This window comes from Vibrio kagoshimensis (assembly GCF_050337535.1).
Classification (GTDB): Bacteria; Pseudomonadota; Gammaproteobacteria; order Enterobacterales; family Vibrionaceae; genus Vibrio; species Vibrio gallaecicus.
This window is the reverse complement of record NZ_JAKJSZ010000008.1, coordinates 172,063-188,323: the sequence shown is the minus strand read 5'-3', so window position 1 is coordinate 188,323 and position 16,261 is coordinate 172,063. Positions and strand designations below refer to the sequence as shown.

15 protein-coding genes are annotated in these 16,261 nt (G+C 42.4%); 10 read left to right on the top strand and 5 right to left on the bottom strand.

Annotated elements, in window-relative coordinates; genetic code table 11:
* Window positions 1-108: 108 nt before the first annotated feature.
* Complete coding sequence (locus tag L4C37_RS09630) at window positions 109-750, bottom strand: DUF2959 domain-containing protein (RefSeq protein WP_273294540.1); 642 nt, start codon at window positions 748-750, stop codon at window positions 109-111.
* 43 nt (window positions 751-793) lie between these two features.
* Here L4C37_RS09630 and L4C37_RS09625 point away from each other — a divergent pair, with 43 nt between their 5' ends.
* The 3 genes from L4C37_RS09625 to L4C37_RS09615 are packed head-to-tail and all read left to right on the top strand — an operon-like array spanning window position 794 to window position 3,106.
* Window positions 794-1,735 carry a virulence factor BrkB family protein gene (locus L4C37_RS09625; RefSeq protein WP_429768443.1) on the top strand — a complete coding sequence of 314 codons (942 nt, stop codon included), beginning with the start codon at window positions 794-796 and terminating at the stop codon, window positions 1,733-1,735.
* Window positions 1,707-2,141: a D-aminoacyl-tRNA deacylase gene (dtd, locus tag L4C37_RS09620; RefSeq protein ID WP_137373948.1), complete on the top strand. Its 435-nt coding sequence runs from the start codon at window positions 1,707-1,709 to the stop codon at window positions 2,139-2,141. Before L4C37_RS09625 ends, dtd begins: the two co-directional genes overlap by 29 nt.
* 17 nt (window positions 2,142-2,158) lie before the next feature.
* Entirely contained in the window at window positions 2,159-3,106 is a 948-nt protein-coding gene (locus L4C37_RS09615; protein WP_171734651.1) for a bifunctional GNAT family N-acetyltransferase/hotdog fold thioesterase, read from the top strand.
* Window positions 3,107-3,202: 96 nt separating this feature from the next.
* On the opposite strand, the gene L4C37_RS09610 is transcribed toward L4C37_RS09615, so the two are convergent.
* From L4C37_RS09610 to hslR, 4 genes are all read right to left on the bottom strand, one after another.
* A complete protein-coding gene (locus tag L4C37_RS09610) occupies window positions 3,203-5,200 on the bottom strand; it encodes an AsmA family protein (RefSeq protein ID WP_429768442.1) in 1,998 nt (665 codons plus the stop codon).
* 145 nt (window positions 5,201-5,345) lie between these two features.
* Window positions 5,346-6,971, bottom strand: coding sequence for a phosphoenolpyruvate carboxykinase (ATP) (gene pckA / locus L4C37_RS09605; RefSeq protein WP_137373951.1), 1,626 nt, complete (start codon window positions 6,969-6,971; stop codon window positions 5,346-5,348).
* A gap of 337 nt (window positions 6,972-7,308) precedes the next feature.
* Window positions 7,309-8,187 carry an Hsp33 family molecular chaperone HslO gene (gene hslO / locus L4C37_RS09600; protein WP_137373952.1) on the bottom strand — a complete coding sequence of 293 codons (879 nt, stop codon included), beginning with the start codon at window positions 8,185-8,187 and terminating at the stop codon, window positions 7,309-7,311.
* A gap of 18 nt (window positions 8,188-8,205) precedes the next feature.
* Window positions 8,206-8,592, bottom strand: a complete 387-nt coding sequence (hslR, locus tag L4C37_RS09595) for a ribosome-associated heat shock protein Hsp15 (RefSeq protein WP_137373953.1) — start codon at window positions 8,590-8,592, stop codon at window positions 8,206-8,208.
* Window positions 8,593-8,899: 307 nt separating this feature from the next.
* Here hslR and gspC point away from each other — a divergent pair, with 307 nt between their 5' ends.
* The 7 genes from gspC to gspI all read left to right on the top strand — a co-directional run bounded on the left by gspC (window position 8,900) and on the right by gspI (window position 16,258).
* Window positions 8,900-9,817, top strand: a complete 918-nt coding sequence (gspC, locus tag L4C37_RS09590) for a type II secretion system protein GspC (RefSeq protein ID WP_137373954.1) — start codon at window positions 8,900-8,902, stop codon at window positions 9,815-9,817.
* A 41-nt stretch (window positions 9,818-9,858) separates the two neighbouring features.
* Window positions 9,859-11,889 (top strand): type II secretion system secretin GspD, encoded by a 2,031-nt coding sequence (gspD, locus tag L4C37_RS09585; protein ID WP_137373955.1) that lies wholly within the window; start codon window positions 9,859-9,861, stop codon window positions 11,887-11,889.
* On the top strand, window positions 11,889-13,391 hold the full coding sequence (gene gspE / locus L4C37_RS09580; protein WP_429768441.1) for a type II secretion system ATPase GspE: 1,503 nt from the start codon (window positions 11,889-11,891) through the stop codon (window positions 13,389-13,391). Before gspD ends, gspE begins: the two co-directional genes overlap by 1 nt.
* Window positions 13,392-14,612 carry a type II secretion system inner membrane protein GspF gene (gene gspF / locus L4C37_RS09575; protein ID WP_429768440.1) on the top strand — a complete coding sequence of 407 codons (1,221 nt, stop codon included), beginning with the start codon at window positions 13,392-13,394 and terminating at the stop codon, window positions 14,610-14,612.
* Window positions 14,613-14,712: 100 nt separating this feature from the next.
* Complete coding sequence (gene gspG / locus L4C37_RS09570; protein ID WP_137373958.1) at window positions 14,713-15,156, top strand: type II secretion system major pseudopilin GspG; 444 nt, start codon at window positions 14,713-14,715, stop codon at window positions 15,154-15,156.
* Window positions 15,157-15,291: 135 nt separating this feature from the next.
* On the top strand, window positions 15,292-15,900 hold the full coding sequence (gene gspH / locus L4C37_RS09565) for a type II secretion system minor pseudopilin GspH (protein WP_137374127.1): 609 nt from the start codon (window positions 15,292-15,294) through the stop codon (window positions 15,898-15,900).
* Window positions 15,887-16,258, top strand: a complete 372-nt coding sequence (gspI, locus tag L4C37_RS09560; RefSeq protein ID WP_429768439.1) for a type II secretion system minor pseudopilin GspI — start codon at window positions 15,887-15,889, stop codon at window positions 16,256-16,258. Before gspH ends, gspI begins: the two co-directional genes overlap by 14 nt.
* Window positions 16,259-16,261: the final 3 nt, after the last annotated feature.

Below are 16,261 nucleotides of genomic sequence, written 5' to 3'. Positions count from 1 at the left end.
GTGAGATAACATCGAGTGGGGGTTATAACTTTTGGGAAAGACAACCCTATGAAGAGTATAGAGCTGTCTTTTAAAATGTTATTTAGTTCAATATGGCTGAGCTTAATTTTACTGAGTATTGAGTCGCTCTAAAAACTTATCTGACTCGGCAATCGCGGTATTCATTTGCTTGATCGCATAAGCAATGTCTTTCTCTAAGCTCATGAACTCACCTTGTAAAGAACCTACCGCACTAGCATTAAGGTTATGTTTTAAATACAAAGTATTGTCTCTTAGTGTGTTCAGTACTGGGTCCATTTTCTTTTCAGCTCGTTTCATTGCTGAAAGCATGGTTTTGTATGAGGCTTTAGTTTCTCGTAACTTTTGCTCGCTGGAACGGCGAAGTGAACTGCTTGTGTAGAGTTCTAATTCAGCTTGCCATTCATCAAATAATGCGTCTGATACATCTTCTATCGCTGCAATTCGGTCACTGACATTTTGAGCGGCTTTTTCGCTGTCTTGGTATTTGTCATTGACTTGGTTATACATGCCTTCCAGTTCACCACCATTAAACTTTGTTAATGCAGTGAGGGCTTCTAAGGCGCTGGTAAATTCCTCTTGAGCATCTTGTTGAGACTCTTTAGCGTCTTCTACCCGATCAACCATGATGTCACGCTTGTGGTAACCGACTTGCTCCATCGCTGAATAATATGCCGATTGACATCCAGTCAATGTAAAAATAGATAGCATAATGACGAGTAAATAAGGCATCCTTGATTCCTATTGGTAAATAGCGGAAGTATTACTTAGAACTATGAACGAGTTACAAAGGAGTTACAAGTTGAAGATTGCAAAGGGAATGGCACTCGTGATGATGTTTTTTCGTTATTTACTCGTGCGTATGAAGCACGACAGAGTAAATGTGAATGCCGGTTATTTGGCTTATATAACCTTGCTGTCAATTGTCCCTATGCTGACGGTTTTACTGTCTATTTTGTCTTCATTTTCTGTTTTCTCTGATGTCGGTATAGTGCTACAGAGCTTTATTATTAATAACTTTGTGCCAGCCGCCGGAGACGCTGTTCACGGTGCATTGTTAGATTTCGTTGCAAATACCGGCAAGATGACGGCAGTTGGTAGTGCTTTCTTGTTTGTTGCAGCATTGATGTTGATATCCAATATAGATAAAAACCTGAACTATATCTGGCGAGTGACAGACAAAAGACGTGCTGTCTTGTCATTCTCTATGTATTGGATGGTGTTGACTCTTGGTCCTATCTTGGTTGGTGCCAGTATTGCGGCAACCTCGTATATTACGTCTTTAAATGTGATACAGCATGAAGCTGTGTCTGGGATCTACCATACCTTATTACGTAAATTACCTTTTATTTTGTCATTCTGTGCATTTGTTGGGTTGTACTTACTAGTGCCGAACAAAAAAGTACATTTTTCTCATGCGGTCATTGGTTCTCTTGTTGCCGCTATTCTATTCGAACTCAGTAAAAAGGGTTTTGCTGATTACATTACTCAGTTCCCTTCTTATCAATTGATCTATGGTGCACTCGCGGCAATTCCAATCTTATTTGTTTGGGTATATTTATGCTGGTTAATTGTTTTGGTTGGTGCCGAAGTGACGGCTGCGCTAGGGGAGCAGGAACAGTGGAGAGAGAATCAAGAAATGGTACACTCTCTTGATAATTCTACTGTTGTAGTAAAAGGGAATCCGAGTGATAGCACTGATCCAAAGAGTGAGTGAAGCCGCCGTTCGAGTAAATGGTGAGGTTGTTGGCGAAATAGACCAAGGTCTATTGGTATTATTAGGTGTTGAGCGTGATGATGATGAAGCAAAAGCTAAACGTCTAGTAGAACGTGTGACAACTTACCGCGTCTTTGAGGATGAAGCAGGTAAGATGAACCTTAATGTTCAACAAGTTAATGGTAAGGTACTCGTGGTATCACAATTTACGTTACCTGCGGATACTAAAAAAGGGACGCGTGCGGGTTTTTCTCGTGGTGCTCACCCTAGTGAAGCTGAACGTCTTTATGACTATTTTTCTGAACAATGCGAGTTAGTACTGCCCACAGAGCGCGGTCAATTTGCGGCGGATATGAAAGTGTCGCTCGTCAATGATGGACCGGTGACATTCTGGCTACAAGTTTAGGCTTAAAAAGGACAAGCATGTTTAAACTCATTACTCCGACAACTGAAAATCAACTCAACAAGTATTACCACTTTAGATGGCAAATGCTCCGAGAGCCTTGGCGTATGCCAGTTGGATCGGAACGTGATGAATATGATCCCATGAGCCACCATCGAATGATTGTTGATGGTCGAGGCCGGCCAATGGCGATTGGTCGCTTATACATTACGTCTGATTCTGAAGGCCAAATACGCTATATGGCGGTAAAAAATTCCCGTCGTAGTAAAGGTATGGGTTCATTGATCTTGGTTGCTTTGGAGTCATTAGCGAGGCAAGAAGGCGCTAAGCGCTTAGTATGTAACGCCCGTGAAGATGCCATCTCATTTTATGAGAAAAATAGCTTTGAGCGCCGAGGTGAGATTAATGACCAGCGTGGTCCGGTTCGTCACCAGCAAATGGTGAAGCATTTAGACCCAATGGCAGATGTATTGAGAAAGCCTGAATGGTGTAATGAGTTGCAGCAGCGTTGGGAACATCAAATCCCTATCAGCGATAAGATGGGAATCAAAATTAACCAATATACTGGTTATCAATTTGAATGTAGTGCTCAGCTGAACCCTAATTTGAACCCACATAATACAATGTTTGCAGGTTCTGCTTTCACCTTAGCTACATTAACTGGGTGGGGGATGACATGGTTACTCATGAAAGAGCGCAACCTCACGGGTGATATCGTTTTAGCAGACAGTAATATTCGCTATCGACATCCTGTTGAACAAAACCCAGTGGCTTCAACATCACTAGACGGTATCAGTGGTGATTTAGACCGTTTAGCTTCTGGTCGTAAAGCTCGAATTATCATTCATGTGACCATTTTTAGTGGCGACGTCGCGGCTGTCGATTTCGTGGGAACTTACATGCTTCTTCCTGATTATAAGAAGGTGCTGACGGTTCCAGATAATACTGATGAACCAATAACAGCCTAGCTGTTCATTTCGCTTCAGGTGTTATTACAGCTCAAAGTGTAATGACAGCGCAATCTGATTTACCTGCAGTGCATGCACATCGTTCACCATAAAGCGCTACTCAGGTTGGGTGGCGTTTAGTTGAGTGGTATTTAGTTGATCTGCGTTTTTTGATTGGCAATGGTTATCTTGTGAGAATTTAATATCGTTTGGTTTACCACTATAACGAGCACATTCGTTGCTTAACGACATGAATAATGTACTTTCTTGTACCTGTGACAAATCAAGTTTCCCTCTTATATCTCCATTCCAATCTTTCCCTGATATCTCTGCGGGAGATAGCTCCAATCGTCCCCTATCTGCGTTTATTGCTAACTCTGGAATTTCAAAATTCGCATTTTCGATTCGAGGTTGATCGGTTTGAGAATGATGTGCAGGAAAAACCAATTCTCCATTTCTAATGCTACCGGTTACCTGACCGTCGAGAGTGTGGCTAAACATCAACAGATCACCGCCTAAACCGCTGGCTTGCAGTTCAAATTCACTAAGCCCTGTGACTTCAAATGGCAGAGCTAGCAAGTTGGTGAATGGTGTGATGGGTAATCCATCAGCTGTGAGAGATAGACTCCAAGGCTGACTTGGCTTCGAAAAATCAAACGTTGAGTGTGCATCCACATATCCACGCTCAAGTGGAGCAAAGAAGCGCGTTAATTGCCATACACCTTGATTACTGTTCATTTCGAGCAAAGGATGTGAACTCACAATGCTTTGGTAACTGGCATTATTAGCACTGGCTCTAAGTTGCCCCTGCCATAGCCCCAGCTTGCGATTCTTTACTATTGTTAATTGCTGACCTTCAACATTAAAACCGGAAACTTGCCAATAGGGATGCTGGGCAAGTTGGATAAACTGACTGCGCTCTATGTTGAGTTCGTTTATGGATAAATCTTTGAGGTCACTTAACCACTCAGAGTTAATGAATGAAGGTAAAACTTGATTTTTAGCTTCCTCTTTAAACCATTTAACCCCCTGAATTGAGAGTTGATTAAGGCGCATTGAATCTGGAGTGATTTCTCCGCTGAGCTGAATGCTGCCTTGCAACCATTGAGTAAATAAGTCATCCACAATGATAGTGTCTGGCATTAAACTTAGCTTCACACTCGGTTCCACCCAAATATGCTGACCTAAAGTTAAGCTATTCGCTTGAATGGAAATACTGCCTTTATTTTGTTGCCATTGTTTAAATGGAAGTTGGATATTTTCTAGTGAAATATCAAACCCAGCAAAGTGCCCATCTTGCCACTGAACATCACTTCGTAATATATCGACGCTATTGAGGTGGTTGATCTTAAAAGCACTTAGGCTCCAATCTTTCGTAAGAATATTTTTGGCTTGTTGCTCATTAAGTCTTAATCCATCAATAGTGACGTTGATTAATGACCAAGCTTGGTCAAACTGCTCTGCTTGTCCTGAAACTTGTGCGTCTCGCCATAAAAAAGATACCCCGTAAGCGGTGCTGTCTTTAGGTTTGTAGTCAACATCAATTAATAAATTGTCTATGGCCTCATCTTGCCAGTAAATTTGCTCAGCACTTAGCTGCAGTTTTCCGTAGGGAAAAACTTGTTGTTCACTTTCCCAAGTGGGCTCAGTAATTTGTAGGTTGAGGCTTCGGGCGCTAAAGGTTTCACCTGGAGATACACCTTCGTGGGCAAAGTCGAGGTTATTGAATGCTAATTGATGAAGAAGAATGTTGTGCTTGTTAAGAAAAGCCGAAGCGGATAGTAGTGACGATCTAGTCTGTTGAAGGTTAAGACCGTCGATAAGTACGCTATCGAAAATCCAGCTTCTCGTTTTAAGCGTATCGGAGCTTAACCACAGCGTGATTTGATCAATATATAAGGGATTCTCTTGCCCAAGTTGAACTCCTGATAGCGAGAGCTGATAAGGGGCGTTGTAAGCAATGTCTTCAATCGTAATGGGGTAAGTCGCCGTTTGTTTAAGAATCGAGTTGGCGATATCTACACGATAAGAGGTTTGCAGGCTTAATAGCAACGCGGCAACGGTTGCTATCATTATTGATAACACAATACCAAAAGCCATCAGTGCTTTTTTCATTCCTTGAATACCTTAAAGTCTCATTAAGCCTTGAAGTAGAGTGGAGCAAAAAAAGTGTAACAGCAACAAAAAAGCCCCTCAAAAGAGGGGCTTGCTACAAAAATATCACTTTTAACACAAGTCTGAAGCCAGTTTAGCTATTCGCTTAGTCTAGCTGAGGACCTGCTGCAACCAGTGCTTTACCTTCGTCGTTGTCAGTGTACTTATCAAAGTTGTTGATGAAGCGTTCTGCTAGATCTTTCGCTTTGCTTTCCCATTGTAGTGGGTCAGTGTAGGTATCACGAGGGTCCAGAATCGTTGGGTCAACGTCATGCAAAGAAAGTGGGATCTCTAAGTTAAACATAGGGATAACTTTCGTTTCAGCATTATCAATAGAGCCATCAAGAATCGCATCAATGATGCCACGTGTGTCTTGAATTGAAATACGCTTACCAGAACCATTCCAACCAGTATTTACTAGGTAAGCTTCAGCGCCAGCCGCTTCCATACGCTTCACAAGCACTTCAGCGTACTGAGTTGGGTGAAGAGTTAGGAATGCCGCACCGAATGCCGCAGAGAACGTAGGTGTTGGTTCAGTGATACCACGCTCTGTACCTGCCAGTTTCGCTGTAAAGCCAGATAGGAAGTGGTACTTCGTTTGCTCTGGTGTCAGCTTAGACACAGGTGGTAGAACCCCAAAAGCATCGGCTGTTAAGAAGATAACTTTCTGAGCATGACCCGCTTTTGATACTGGTTTAACAATGTTATCAATATGATGAATTGGGTAAGAAACACGAGTGTTTTCTGTTTTAGAACCATCATCAAAGTTGATAGAGCCATCGCCACGAACGGTGACGTTTTCTAATAGAGCATCACGACGAATCGCATTGTAGATTTCAGGTTCTGCTTCTTTAGATAAGCGGATGGTCTTAGCGTAACAACCGCCTTCAAAGTTGAAGATACCGTCGTCATCCCAGCCGTGCTCATCATCACCAATGAGTTGACGCTTAGGATCTGTTGACAGTGTTGTTTTACCTGTACCAGAAAGACCGAAGAATACCGCAACATCGCCTTCTTCGCCGACGTTAGCACTACAGTGCATTGATGCAATACCTTGCAGAGGTAGCAAGTAGTTCATCATTGCAAACATGCCTTTCTTCATTTCACCGCCATACCAAGTACCGCCAATGACTTGTACGCGCTCAGTTAGGTTGAATGCGACGAAGTTTTCTGAATTAAGACCTTGTTTTTCCCAGTTAGGGTTGGTTGTTTTAGCACCATTCATTACCACGAAATCTGGTTCAAACGTTGCTAATTCTTCTTCTGATGGGCGGATGAACATGTTTTTAACGAAATGAGCTTGCCACGCCACTTCAGTAATAATTCGAACACTTAGGCGAGTGTCTGGGTTTGCACCACAATAACCGTCAATTACAAATAGGCGTTTACCAGATAGTTGAGTCGTAACTAATTCTTTTAGCTCGCTCCATACTTCAGTAGTAATTGCTTTATTGTCATTTTTGCCTTGATCTGACCACCACATGGTATCGCGTGTTGTGTCATCTTTTACAATGTATTTATCTTTCGGTGAGCGGCCAGTAAAGATACCAGTGTCAACAGCAACAGAACCAAGCTCTGTGACTACACCTTTTTCGTAGCCTTCTAAACCTGGAAGTGTTTCTTCAACGAATAACTGTTCGTAGCTTGGGTTGCGAAGAACCTCAGTAACGCCAGTAAGTCCGTGCTTAGTTAGATCAATTTGTGCAGCCTTTGTATGTTCCATAACAGTCATAGGTGCTCCTTGTAGGATATTTTGTAGGGATTTTTTATTAATTTTTTATTGTTATCTGCTCACCATGCTAGCAACGAGACTGGGGGAAAACAGGGATATAGCTCAAAAAATATCCATATCAACCATAGGGTTTTAAGTGTCTCGTCACATATTGGCCTAGCTAGTCTATCCTGTGCGCAAACCTTTGCGCTAGAGCAAAATGCTTTATTAATTGACTAAAATTAAGCGGTGCTTTTCTTACGTTAAAGTCCCGTATTTACTGACCTTAGATCACAAAAAGGCCCGCGTAGTGCAGGCCTTTTTTTGGGTAAATTACGTCTTTACTGTACGGGTGAAATTAATGAACCGTATTATTGCCTTTATCTGCCGCTTGAGCATATAAAGCGTCCACATCAGTTTTGTCGAACGCGTAGTTTGTGCCACAGTAATCACAGTGAAGTGCCACACTGCCTTCAGTACTAATGATGTCGTAAATCTCTTCTTGAGCAACGGTGATGATCGCAGCACCACTTCGTTCACGAGAACACCCACAGAAAAATTCGACTTGTTGTGGTGTAAACACCTGAACCTTTTCTTGGTTGTATAAACGGTAAAGCAGATCATTCGCTTCTAAAGAGAATAGCTCTTCATTTTTAACTGTATCTGTTAATTGCTCTAAATGTTCAAAGTCATCTGGAGAGCCAGTGCCATCCGGCATGATTTGTAGAAGCATACCAGCAGCGTGAGCTTTCCCTTCATGTTCGCCAGTACGCAGCCATAGGCGCGTCTTTAGCTGTTCAGAATTAGCAAAGTACCCTTCAAGCACTTCAGCTAATGTATTGCCTTCAAGACCTACGATACCTTGGTAGCGTTCGCCTTTTTTCGGATCGATAGTGATCACTAAGTGACCTTTACCCATCAAATCGTGAAGACCAGCATCATCTGCGATCTCACCTTCAAAACGAGCGACACCACGGATTTTTTGATCATTGTCGCCATTAATCACAGCAAGGGAAACAGGACCGTCACCTTGCAGTTGCATTGTGATTGAGCCTTCAAACTTTAATGTTGCAGTAAGAAGAGTCGTAGAAACTAATAGCTCACCAAGTAGTTTTTGAACCGCTACAGGGTATTCCTTGCTAGAAATGATATTTTGGTATGCTTCATCCAGTTGCACCAATTCACCGCGTACAGATAGGTCTTCAAATAGGTAGCGATTTAAAACGTTATTTGCCATGTGGCTATTCCTTCCAGCTTATTGACTCTTGAATTTGATGATGTCGCGACGCTGCTTTTTGTCAGGTCGGCGCTCAGGGCTTGGGTTTTGTGCGTGTAACCTTCGTTGCTCAGCGAATGTTTCACGTTTTGCTACGCTTTCTTGCGTTTCGGCGTAGAGAGTTTGAGCTTCTGGAGCTCCACGTCGTTGATCGGAAATTTTTTCGATCGTAACGGTTTTCTCTTCATTACCCTGACGCAGTAAAATTACGGCCCCAAGTTCGACAATTTTGCTTGGTTTACTGCGTTGACCATTATAGTGGACTTTACCACCATCGACCATATTACGAGCAATTGAGCGAGTTTTGTAAAAGCGAGCTGCCCATAACCATTTATCTAGCCTGACAGCTTCATTAGGAGTTTTCATACGGCGCTGCGCCTCATTATATTGAAATATTGTAGATATAAATTATTCAGTATTGTTGTGTGTAAAATCACGATAAGGGACTGAGCAATCATTTCGTAGAAGCTAAAGTGGTGTCGCGACCTATTTTTTTCAAGGTTCATTGCAAAATAGCTGCTGAGTCACTTGCGAAATTGGGGTTTGTGGTATAGTCGAAAAACCTATGACTATATGATGTTGTAATCATTGTGGCTTATATATTGTCACTAAGGTTAGTCAGTTGAGAGCGACAACATTGTGGCCCTTAGAGTATTGAAAGGATTGTAGACGAGTGAAGTTATTAGAACTCGGTAGTGGGCTTGATAGGTTTCCTGCATTAAACCGGTTATTACAGAATGGAACAGTATTCCAGCAAAAGATCAGTGTACTAACTTGCTGCATACTACTTGGTATCACAGCATGGATCTTAGGTCAGTTAGTATGGTTTATCCAGCCATCAGAGCAATCTGTCACACCTTGGAAAGCCAGTATCTCCTCATCGAACCGTCAGCAAGCATCTTTAGATATTTCAGCTTTACAGAAAGGCAATCTATTTGGTGCTTACAGCCAAGTAGTTGCGCCCGTTGTTGAGCAGCCCGTGGTGACTGACGCACCGAAAACACGACTTAACTTAGTGTTAGTTGGGGCGGTGGCGAGTTCTAACCCAAATCTTAGTCTTGCCGTTATTGCCAATCGCGGTAAGCAAGCGACTTACGGGATCAATGAAGAAATTGAAGGTACGAGAGCAAAACTCAAAGCCGTACTTATTGACCGTGTAATTATTGATAATTCAGGTCGTGATGAAACTTTAATGTTAGATGGGCGTGAATATAAAAAGCTTTCAGCTACACAAATGAAAGCAAAGCCGGCCCCTTCAAACCGTGGAAATAACCCAAGTTCTGCTGATAAATTGTCGGAAATTAAAGCACTTATCGCAAAGGACCCACAGCAGCTATTTCAGTACGTTCGTTTATCGCAGGTTAAGCGAGATGGAAACGTACTGGGCTATCGTGTTAGTCCTGGTAAAGCGCCGGAACTATTTAAGTCTGTTGGGCTCGAATCGGGTGATATTGCAATTCAGTTGAATGGTAATGACCTCACAGATCCTGCCGCTATGGGCAAGGTATTTCGTACATTACAAGAACAATCAGAGCTCAGCATTACTGTTGAAAGAGACGGTCAGCAACATGATATATTTATTGAATTTTAAGACTTTTTGCCAGAATTTGGGCGAAAATGCAGGAGAAAAACGTGAAACATTGGTTTAAGAAAAGTGCATGGTTACTAGCAGGAAGCTTGGTTTGTTCACCAGCCGCTATCGCCAATGATTTTAGTGCAAGCTTCAAAGGCACAGATATCCAAGAATTTATTAATATTGTTGGACGTAACCTAGAAAAAACGATCATCGTTGACCCTTCGGTACGAGGTAAAATTGATGTACGCAGCTACGACGTACTTGATGAAGAGCAATACTACAGCTTCTTCCTCAACGTATTAGAAGTGTATGGCTACGCTGTTGTTGAAATGGAATCTGGCGTACTTAAGATCATTAAAGCAAAAGACTCTAAAACTTCAGCCATTCCTGTGGTTGGTGATCGTGACTCTATCCAAGGCGATAGCGTAATTACACGTGTTGTTGCGGTTCGTAATGTATCGGTTCGTGAATTATCACCGCTATTACGTCAGCTAAATGATAATGCTGGCGCAGGTAACGTTGTTCACTATGATCCAGCGAATATCATTTTGATTACTGGTCGTGCCGCGGTTGTGAACCGTCTTGCGGAAATCATTAAACGTGTTGACCAAGCGGGTGATAAAGAAATTGAAGTTGTCGATCTAAAAAATGCATCGGCTGCTGAAATGGTAAGAATCGTCGATGCTTTAAATAAGACAACAGACGCGAAAAGTACTCCTGCTTTCTTACAGCCAAAACTAGTCGCTGATGATCGTACTAACTCTATTCTTATTTCTGGTGATCCTAAAGTTCGTAGCCGTCTAAGAAAGCTGATTGAGCAGCTAGATGTAGAGATGGCGACAAAAGGTAACAACCAAGTTGTTTACCTAAAATATGCTAAAGCAGAAGATTTAGTTGATGTACTTAAGGGTGTGTCAGATAACCTACAATCTGAAAAGCAGTCGTCAAGTAAGAGCAAGAATGCAAACCGTAACCAAGTGATGATCGCGGCTCATGTAGAAACCAACTCACTGGTGATTACTGCTCAACCAGACATTATGAATGCTCTACAAGACGTGATCGCTCAGCTTGATATTCGTCGAGCTCAAGTATTGATTGAAGCTTTAATTGTAGAAATGGCGGAAGGTGATGGCGTTAATCTCGGTGTTCAATGGGGTAATCTAGAAACGGGTGCCATGATCCAATATGGAAACACTGGTGCGTCAATTGGCGGTGTAATGGTTGGCTTAGAAGAAGCAAAAGACACCACAACCACCACTGCTGTTTATGACTCGGATGGTAAGTTCCTACGTAATGAAACTACAACAGAAGAAGGTGATTACTCAACTCTAGCATCTGCACTTTCTGGCGTGAATGGGGCTGCGGTAAGCTTAGCAATGGGTGACTGGACAGCATTAATCAGTGCAGTAGCGACAGACTCAAACTCGAACATTCTGTCTTCTCCAAGTATTACAGTGATGGATAACGGTGAAGCCTCTTTCATCGTAGGTGAAGAAGTGCCAGTACTAACGGGTTCAACGGCGGGTTCAAGCAACGACAACCCATTCCAAACTGTTGATCGTAAAGAAGTGGGTATCAAACTAAAAGTGGTGCCACAGATTAACGAAGGTGATTCTGTTCAGCTGAATATCGAACAAGAAGTGTCTAACGTTTTAGGTGCAAATGGCGCAGTGGATGTACGTTTTGCTAAACGCCAACTGAACACGTCAGTGATTGTACAAGATGGACAAATGCTAGTACTTGGCGGTTTGATTGATGAACGTGCGCTTGAAAGTGAATCAAAAGTGCCACTATTAGGTGATATCCCAGTAATCGGTCACCTATTTAAATCAACCAGCACTCAGGTTGAGAAGAAGAACCTAATGGTCTTCATTAAGCCGACAATCATCCGCGATGGTATGACTGCCGATGGTATTACACAGCGTAAATACAACTACATTCGTGCAGAGCAATTGTTCAAACTCGAGCAAGGTCTGAAGTTGATGGACAATGACAATATTCCAGTTCTACCTAAGTTTGGTGATGACATCAGGCACCCAGCTGAAATCCAAGCCTTTATTGATCAAATGCAAATGGAAGCGAAATAATGGCAGAAATGGTCGATATGGCGCGAGCTTATCAACGTTTACCGTTTAGCTTCGCAAACCGTTATAAAATGGTGCTGGAATATCAGCACCCTGAACGTCCACCAAGTCTTTACTTTGTTGAGCCTCTTAATGCTTCTGCCATTTTAGAAGTGCGTAGAGTGGTGAAAGGTGGCTTCACACCTGTTGCAATCTCAGCCAGTGACTTTGATACCAAACTTACTCAAGCGTATCAGCGAGATTCTTCAGAAGCTCGCCAGTTAATGGAAGATATCGGCGCGGATAGTGATGATTTCTTTTCCTTAGCAGAAGAACTGCCACAAGATGAAGATTTATTAGAATCGGAAGATGACGCTCCAATCATCAAGTTAATCAATGCGATGCTTGGTGAAGCAATCAAAGAAGGCGCATCGGATATCCACATCGAAACGTTTGAAAAGTCTTTGTGTATTCGTTTCCGTATTGATGGTGTTTTACGTGATGTATTAGCACCAAGTCGCAAGCTTGCACCTTTGTTGGTTTCTCGTGTAAAAGTCATGTCTAAAATGGACATTGCGGAAAAACGCGTGCCACAAGATGGTCGTATTTCGTTGCGTATTGGGGGGCGAGCAGTAGACGTTCGTGTATCCACCATGCCTTCTTCTCATGGTGAGCGCGTGGTAATGCGTTTACTTGATAAAAATGCTACGCGTCTGGATCTCCACAGCCTTGGTATGACTGGTGAAAATCACGAAAATTTCCGTAAGCTGATCCAACGCCCGCACGGTATTATCTTGGTTACTGGTCCTACGGGTTCAGGTAAATCCACCACGCTTTATGCTGGTCTGCAAGAACTCAACAGTAACGAACGAAATATTTTGACCGTTGAAGACCCGATTGAATTTGATATTGATGGCATTGGTCAAACACAGGTTAACCCTAAAGTTGATATGACTTTTGCGCGCGGCTTACGTGCCATTTTGCGCCAAGATCCTGATGTCGTGATGATCGGTGAGATTCGTGATTTAGAAACCGCTGAAATTGCAGTTCAAGCGTCTTTAACGGGTCACTTGGTTATGTCTACGTTGCATACCAATACCGCAGTGGGTGCCATTACTCGTCTACGTGATATGGGCATTGAGCCTTTCCTTATTTCTTCTTCTTTACTTGGCGTATTAGCCCAACGATTGGTTCGTACTTTATGTAAGGATTGCAAAGAACCTTATGAAGCGGACAAAGAACAGAAGAAAATCTTTGGTCTGAAAAAGAAAGATGACTTAACACTTTATCATGCAAAAGGGTGTGAACACTGTAATCAAAAAGGTTACCGCGGTCGTACCGGTATTCATGAGTTGTTGATGATTGATGATTCAGTACAAGAGCTTATCCATAGTGAATCGGGTGAGCAGGCTATTGAGAAAGCGATTCGTAGCACGACTCCAAGTATTCGTGATGACGGTTTGCTGAAAGTAAGACAAGGCATCACATCTCTTGAGGAAGTGATGCGAGTGACCAAGGAAGTATAGATGGCGGCGTTTGAATACAAAGCCTTGGACTCGAAAGGCAAACATAAAAAAGGTTCGATTGAAGCTGATAATGCTCGCCAAGCTCGCCAACGTCTAAAAGAGCAGGGTTTGATTCCTGTAGATATGACCGAAGCGAAAGCGAAGTCGACCAAGTCTAGTGGACAACCAACGGGCTTCAAACGTGGTATCAGTACGCCAGATCTAGCGCTGATTACTCGTCAGATATCGACACTTGTTCAATCAGGTATGCCACTTGAAGAGTGTCTAAAAGCGGTCGCTGAGCAATCAGAAAAACCTCGTATTCGTACCATGTTATTAGCCGTTCGTTCAAAAGTAACAGAGGGTTATACGCTGGCAGATAGTCTTGCTGATTATCCTCATATTTTTGATGAGCTGTTTCGTGCAATGGTGGCCGCTGGTGAAAAATCAGGGCATTTAGATGCTGTGCTCGAAAGATTGGCAGACTACGCAGAGAATCGTCAAAAAATGCGTTCAAAGCTGATGCAAGCCATGATTTACCCGGTTGTGCTGGTGGTTTTTGCTGTCTCAATCGTGTCATTTCTTCTTGCTACGGTTGTGCCAAAAATTGTCGAACCTATTATTCAGATGGGACAAGAACTTCCTCAATCCACACAATTTTTACTCGCATCCAGTGAATTTATTCAGAATTGGGGCATCCAACTGTTATTGCTGACAGTCGGTGCATTTATGCTGTTAAAAACGGTATTGAAGAAACCGTCAGTACGAATGAGTTGGGATAGAAAGTTATTGGTTTTACCTTTAATTGGTAAAATTGCGAAAGGCATCAATACGGCTCGTTTTGCTCGTACGCTTTCCATATGTACTTCAAGCGCCATTCCGATTCTTGAAGGGATGAAGGTGGCCGTTGATGTCATGTCTAACCATCATGTTAAGCAGCAGGTTTTACTGGCATCAGACAGTGTGCGAGAAGGTGCGAGTTTACGAAAAGCACTGGATCAAACTAAGCTGTTTCCGCCAATGATGCTACACATGATTGCCAGTGGTGAGCAAAGTGGTCAGTTAGAGTCGATGCTGACTCGCGCGGCAGATAACCAAGATCAAAGCTTTGAATCAACGGTAAATATCGCCTTAGGCATCTTTACCCCAGCCTTAATTGCTTTGATGGCTGGTTTGGTTTTGTTTATTGTAATGGCAACCTTAATGCCAATGCTGGAAATGAATAATTTGATGAGTGGCTAATAGCTAATTTTAATGGTTAATGGCACTTGTCGAACAATTTGGAACTAAGGAGTAGAGGTCATCTTGATCTAATACCTTAGCCCGTTATATGGAGAAAATAATGAAAAATAAAATGAAGAAACAGTCTGGCTTTACCTTACTTGAAGTAATGGTTGTTGTTGTGATTTTAGGCGTATTAGCCAGTTTTGTTGTACCTAATTTGCTAGGAAACAAAGAGAAAGCGGATCAACAAAAAGCCATTACAGATATTGTTGCGTTAGAAAATGCATTGGATATGTATAAGCTTGATAACAGTGTTTACCCAACAACAGATCAAGGTTTGGATGCTTTGGTTTCTAAGCCAAGCAGCCCAGAACCGCGTAACTACCGCGATGGTGGTTACATCAAACGTCTACCTAATGACCCATGGGGTAACGCATACCAGTACTTAAGCCCTGGTGACAATGGCAACATTGATATCTTTACGCTTGGTGCTGATGGCCAAGAAGGTGGTGAAGGTGTGATGGCAGATATCGGTAACTGGAACATGCAAGACTATCAATAAGCTTCGGCTTGTTGAATACGTCAACGCAGTTTGCATAGATTGATAGTGATGCGAAAACCAACAAGGTTTCATTGTGTAAGTGAACCTAATAAGTTGAGTGACTTGCCAAAAGATAAAGGGGCTTTAAGAACCAATATGTTCCAAGCCTCTCGCTCTCGCCAGCACTCGCAAGGTTTTACTTTAATTGAAATATTATTGGTACTCGTGTTGCTATCAGTGACTGCCATGGCGGTTATTGCAACAATCCCAACCAACAGCAAAGATGAAACTAAGCGTTATGCGCAGAGTTTTTATCAGCGGATTCAACTACTCAATGAAGAAGCTATATTAAGTGGGTTGGATTTTGGGATACGTATTGATGAGAAAAAATCCACTTATACCTTGATGTCCCTTAATTCCGATGGCTGGCAAGATACTGATTTTGAAAAGATCCCGTCTTTAACTGAATTGTCTGAAGATCAATCTTTATCACTCACATTAGGTGGTGGAGCTTGGGCTGATAGCGACAGGCTATTTACTCCTGGTAGCCTGTTTGATGAAGACATGTTTGCTGAGGTTGAAGAGAAAAGTAAACCTAAGCCTCCTCAAGTTTTTATTCTTTCGAGTGCTGAAATCACGCCTTTTATTCTTTCATTCCATCCGAATGTGGGTGACACCGTCGAAGATGGTTGGCGTATTCAAGTAACAGATAACGGGGTGATAACCTTGCTGGCACCAGGAGAAATACTTGATGAAGAAAAGTAAACGCCTTCATACTACTCGTGGTATGACGTTACTAGAGGTGCTTGTAGCATTAGCAATTTTTGCAACCGCAGCGATCAGTGTTATTCGTGCGGTGACTCAGCACATCAATACATTAGGGTATTTGGAAGAAAAAACATTTGCCTCAATTGTGGTCGATAACCAAATGGCGATGGTGATGTTACACCCTGATAAATTAAAAAAATCTAAGGGTGAACAAGAAATGGCAGGACGCCAATGGTTTTGGACCGTTACCCCTATCGCGACTAGTGATAGTTTGTTGAAAGCTTTTGATGTCAGTGTTGCAACAAGTAAAACCTCCTCTCCTGTTGTGACGGTGCGCAGCTATGTCCCGAATTAATAA

What these genes read in the sequence shown, in the direction of transcription:
- gspF (WP_429768440.1), top strand. Translation starts at nt 13,392, where the DNA reads ATGGCGGCGTTTGAATACAAAGCCTTGGACTCGAAAGGCAAACATAAA.
- L4C37_RS09610 (WP_429768442.1), bottom strand. Translation starts at nt 5,200, where the DNA reads ATGAAAAAAGCACTGATGGCTTTTGGTATTGTGTTATCAATAATGATA.
- L4C37_RS09615 (WP_171734651.1), top strand. Translation starts at nt 2,159, where the DNA reads ATGTTTAAACTCATTACTCCGACAACTGAAAATCAACTCAACAAGTAT.
- hslO (WP_137373952.1), bottom strand. Translation starts at nt 8,187, where the DNA reads ATGGCAAATAACGTTTTAAATCGCTACCTATTTGAAGACCTATCTGTA.
- gspI (WP_429768439.1), top strand. Translation starts at nt 15,887, where the DNA reads ATGAAGAAAAGTAAACGCCTTCATACTACTCGTGGTATGACGTTACTA.
- L4C37_RS09630 (WP_273294540.1), bottom strand. Translation starts at nt 750, where the DNA reads ATGCCTTATTTACTCGTCATTATGCTATCTATTTTTACATTGACTGGA.
- hslR (WP_137373953.1), bottom strand. Translation starts at nt 8,592, where the DNA reads ATGAAAACTCCTAATGAAGCTGTCAGGCTAGATAAATGGTTATGGGCA.
- gspE (WP_429768441.1), top strand. Translation starts at nt 11,889, where the DNA reads ATGGCAGAAATGGTCGATATGGCGCGAGCTTATCAACGTTTACCGTTT.
- gspH (WP_137374127.1), top strand. Translation starts at nt 15,292, where the DNA reads ATGTTCCAAGCCTCTCGCTCTCGCCAGCACTCGCAAGGTTTTACTTTA.
- gspG (WP_137373958.1), top strand. Translation starts at nt 14,713, where the DNA reads ATGAAAAATAAAATGAAGAAACAGTCTGGCTTTACCTTACTTGAAGTA.
- pckA (WP_137373951.1), bottom strand. Translation starts at nt 6,971, where the DNA reads ATGACTGTTATGGAACATACAAAGGCTGCACAAATTGATCTAACTAAG.
- L4C37_RS09625 (WP_429768443.1), top strand. Translation starts at nt 794, where the DNA reads ATGAACGAGTTACAAAGGAGTTACAAGTTGAAGATTGCAAAGGGAATG.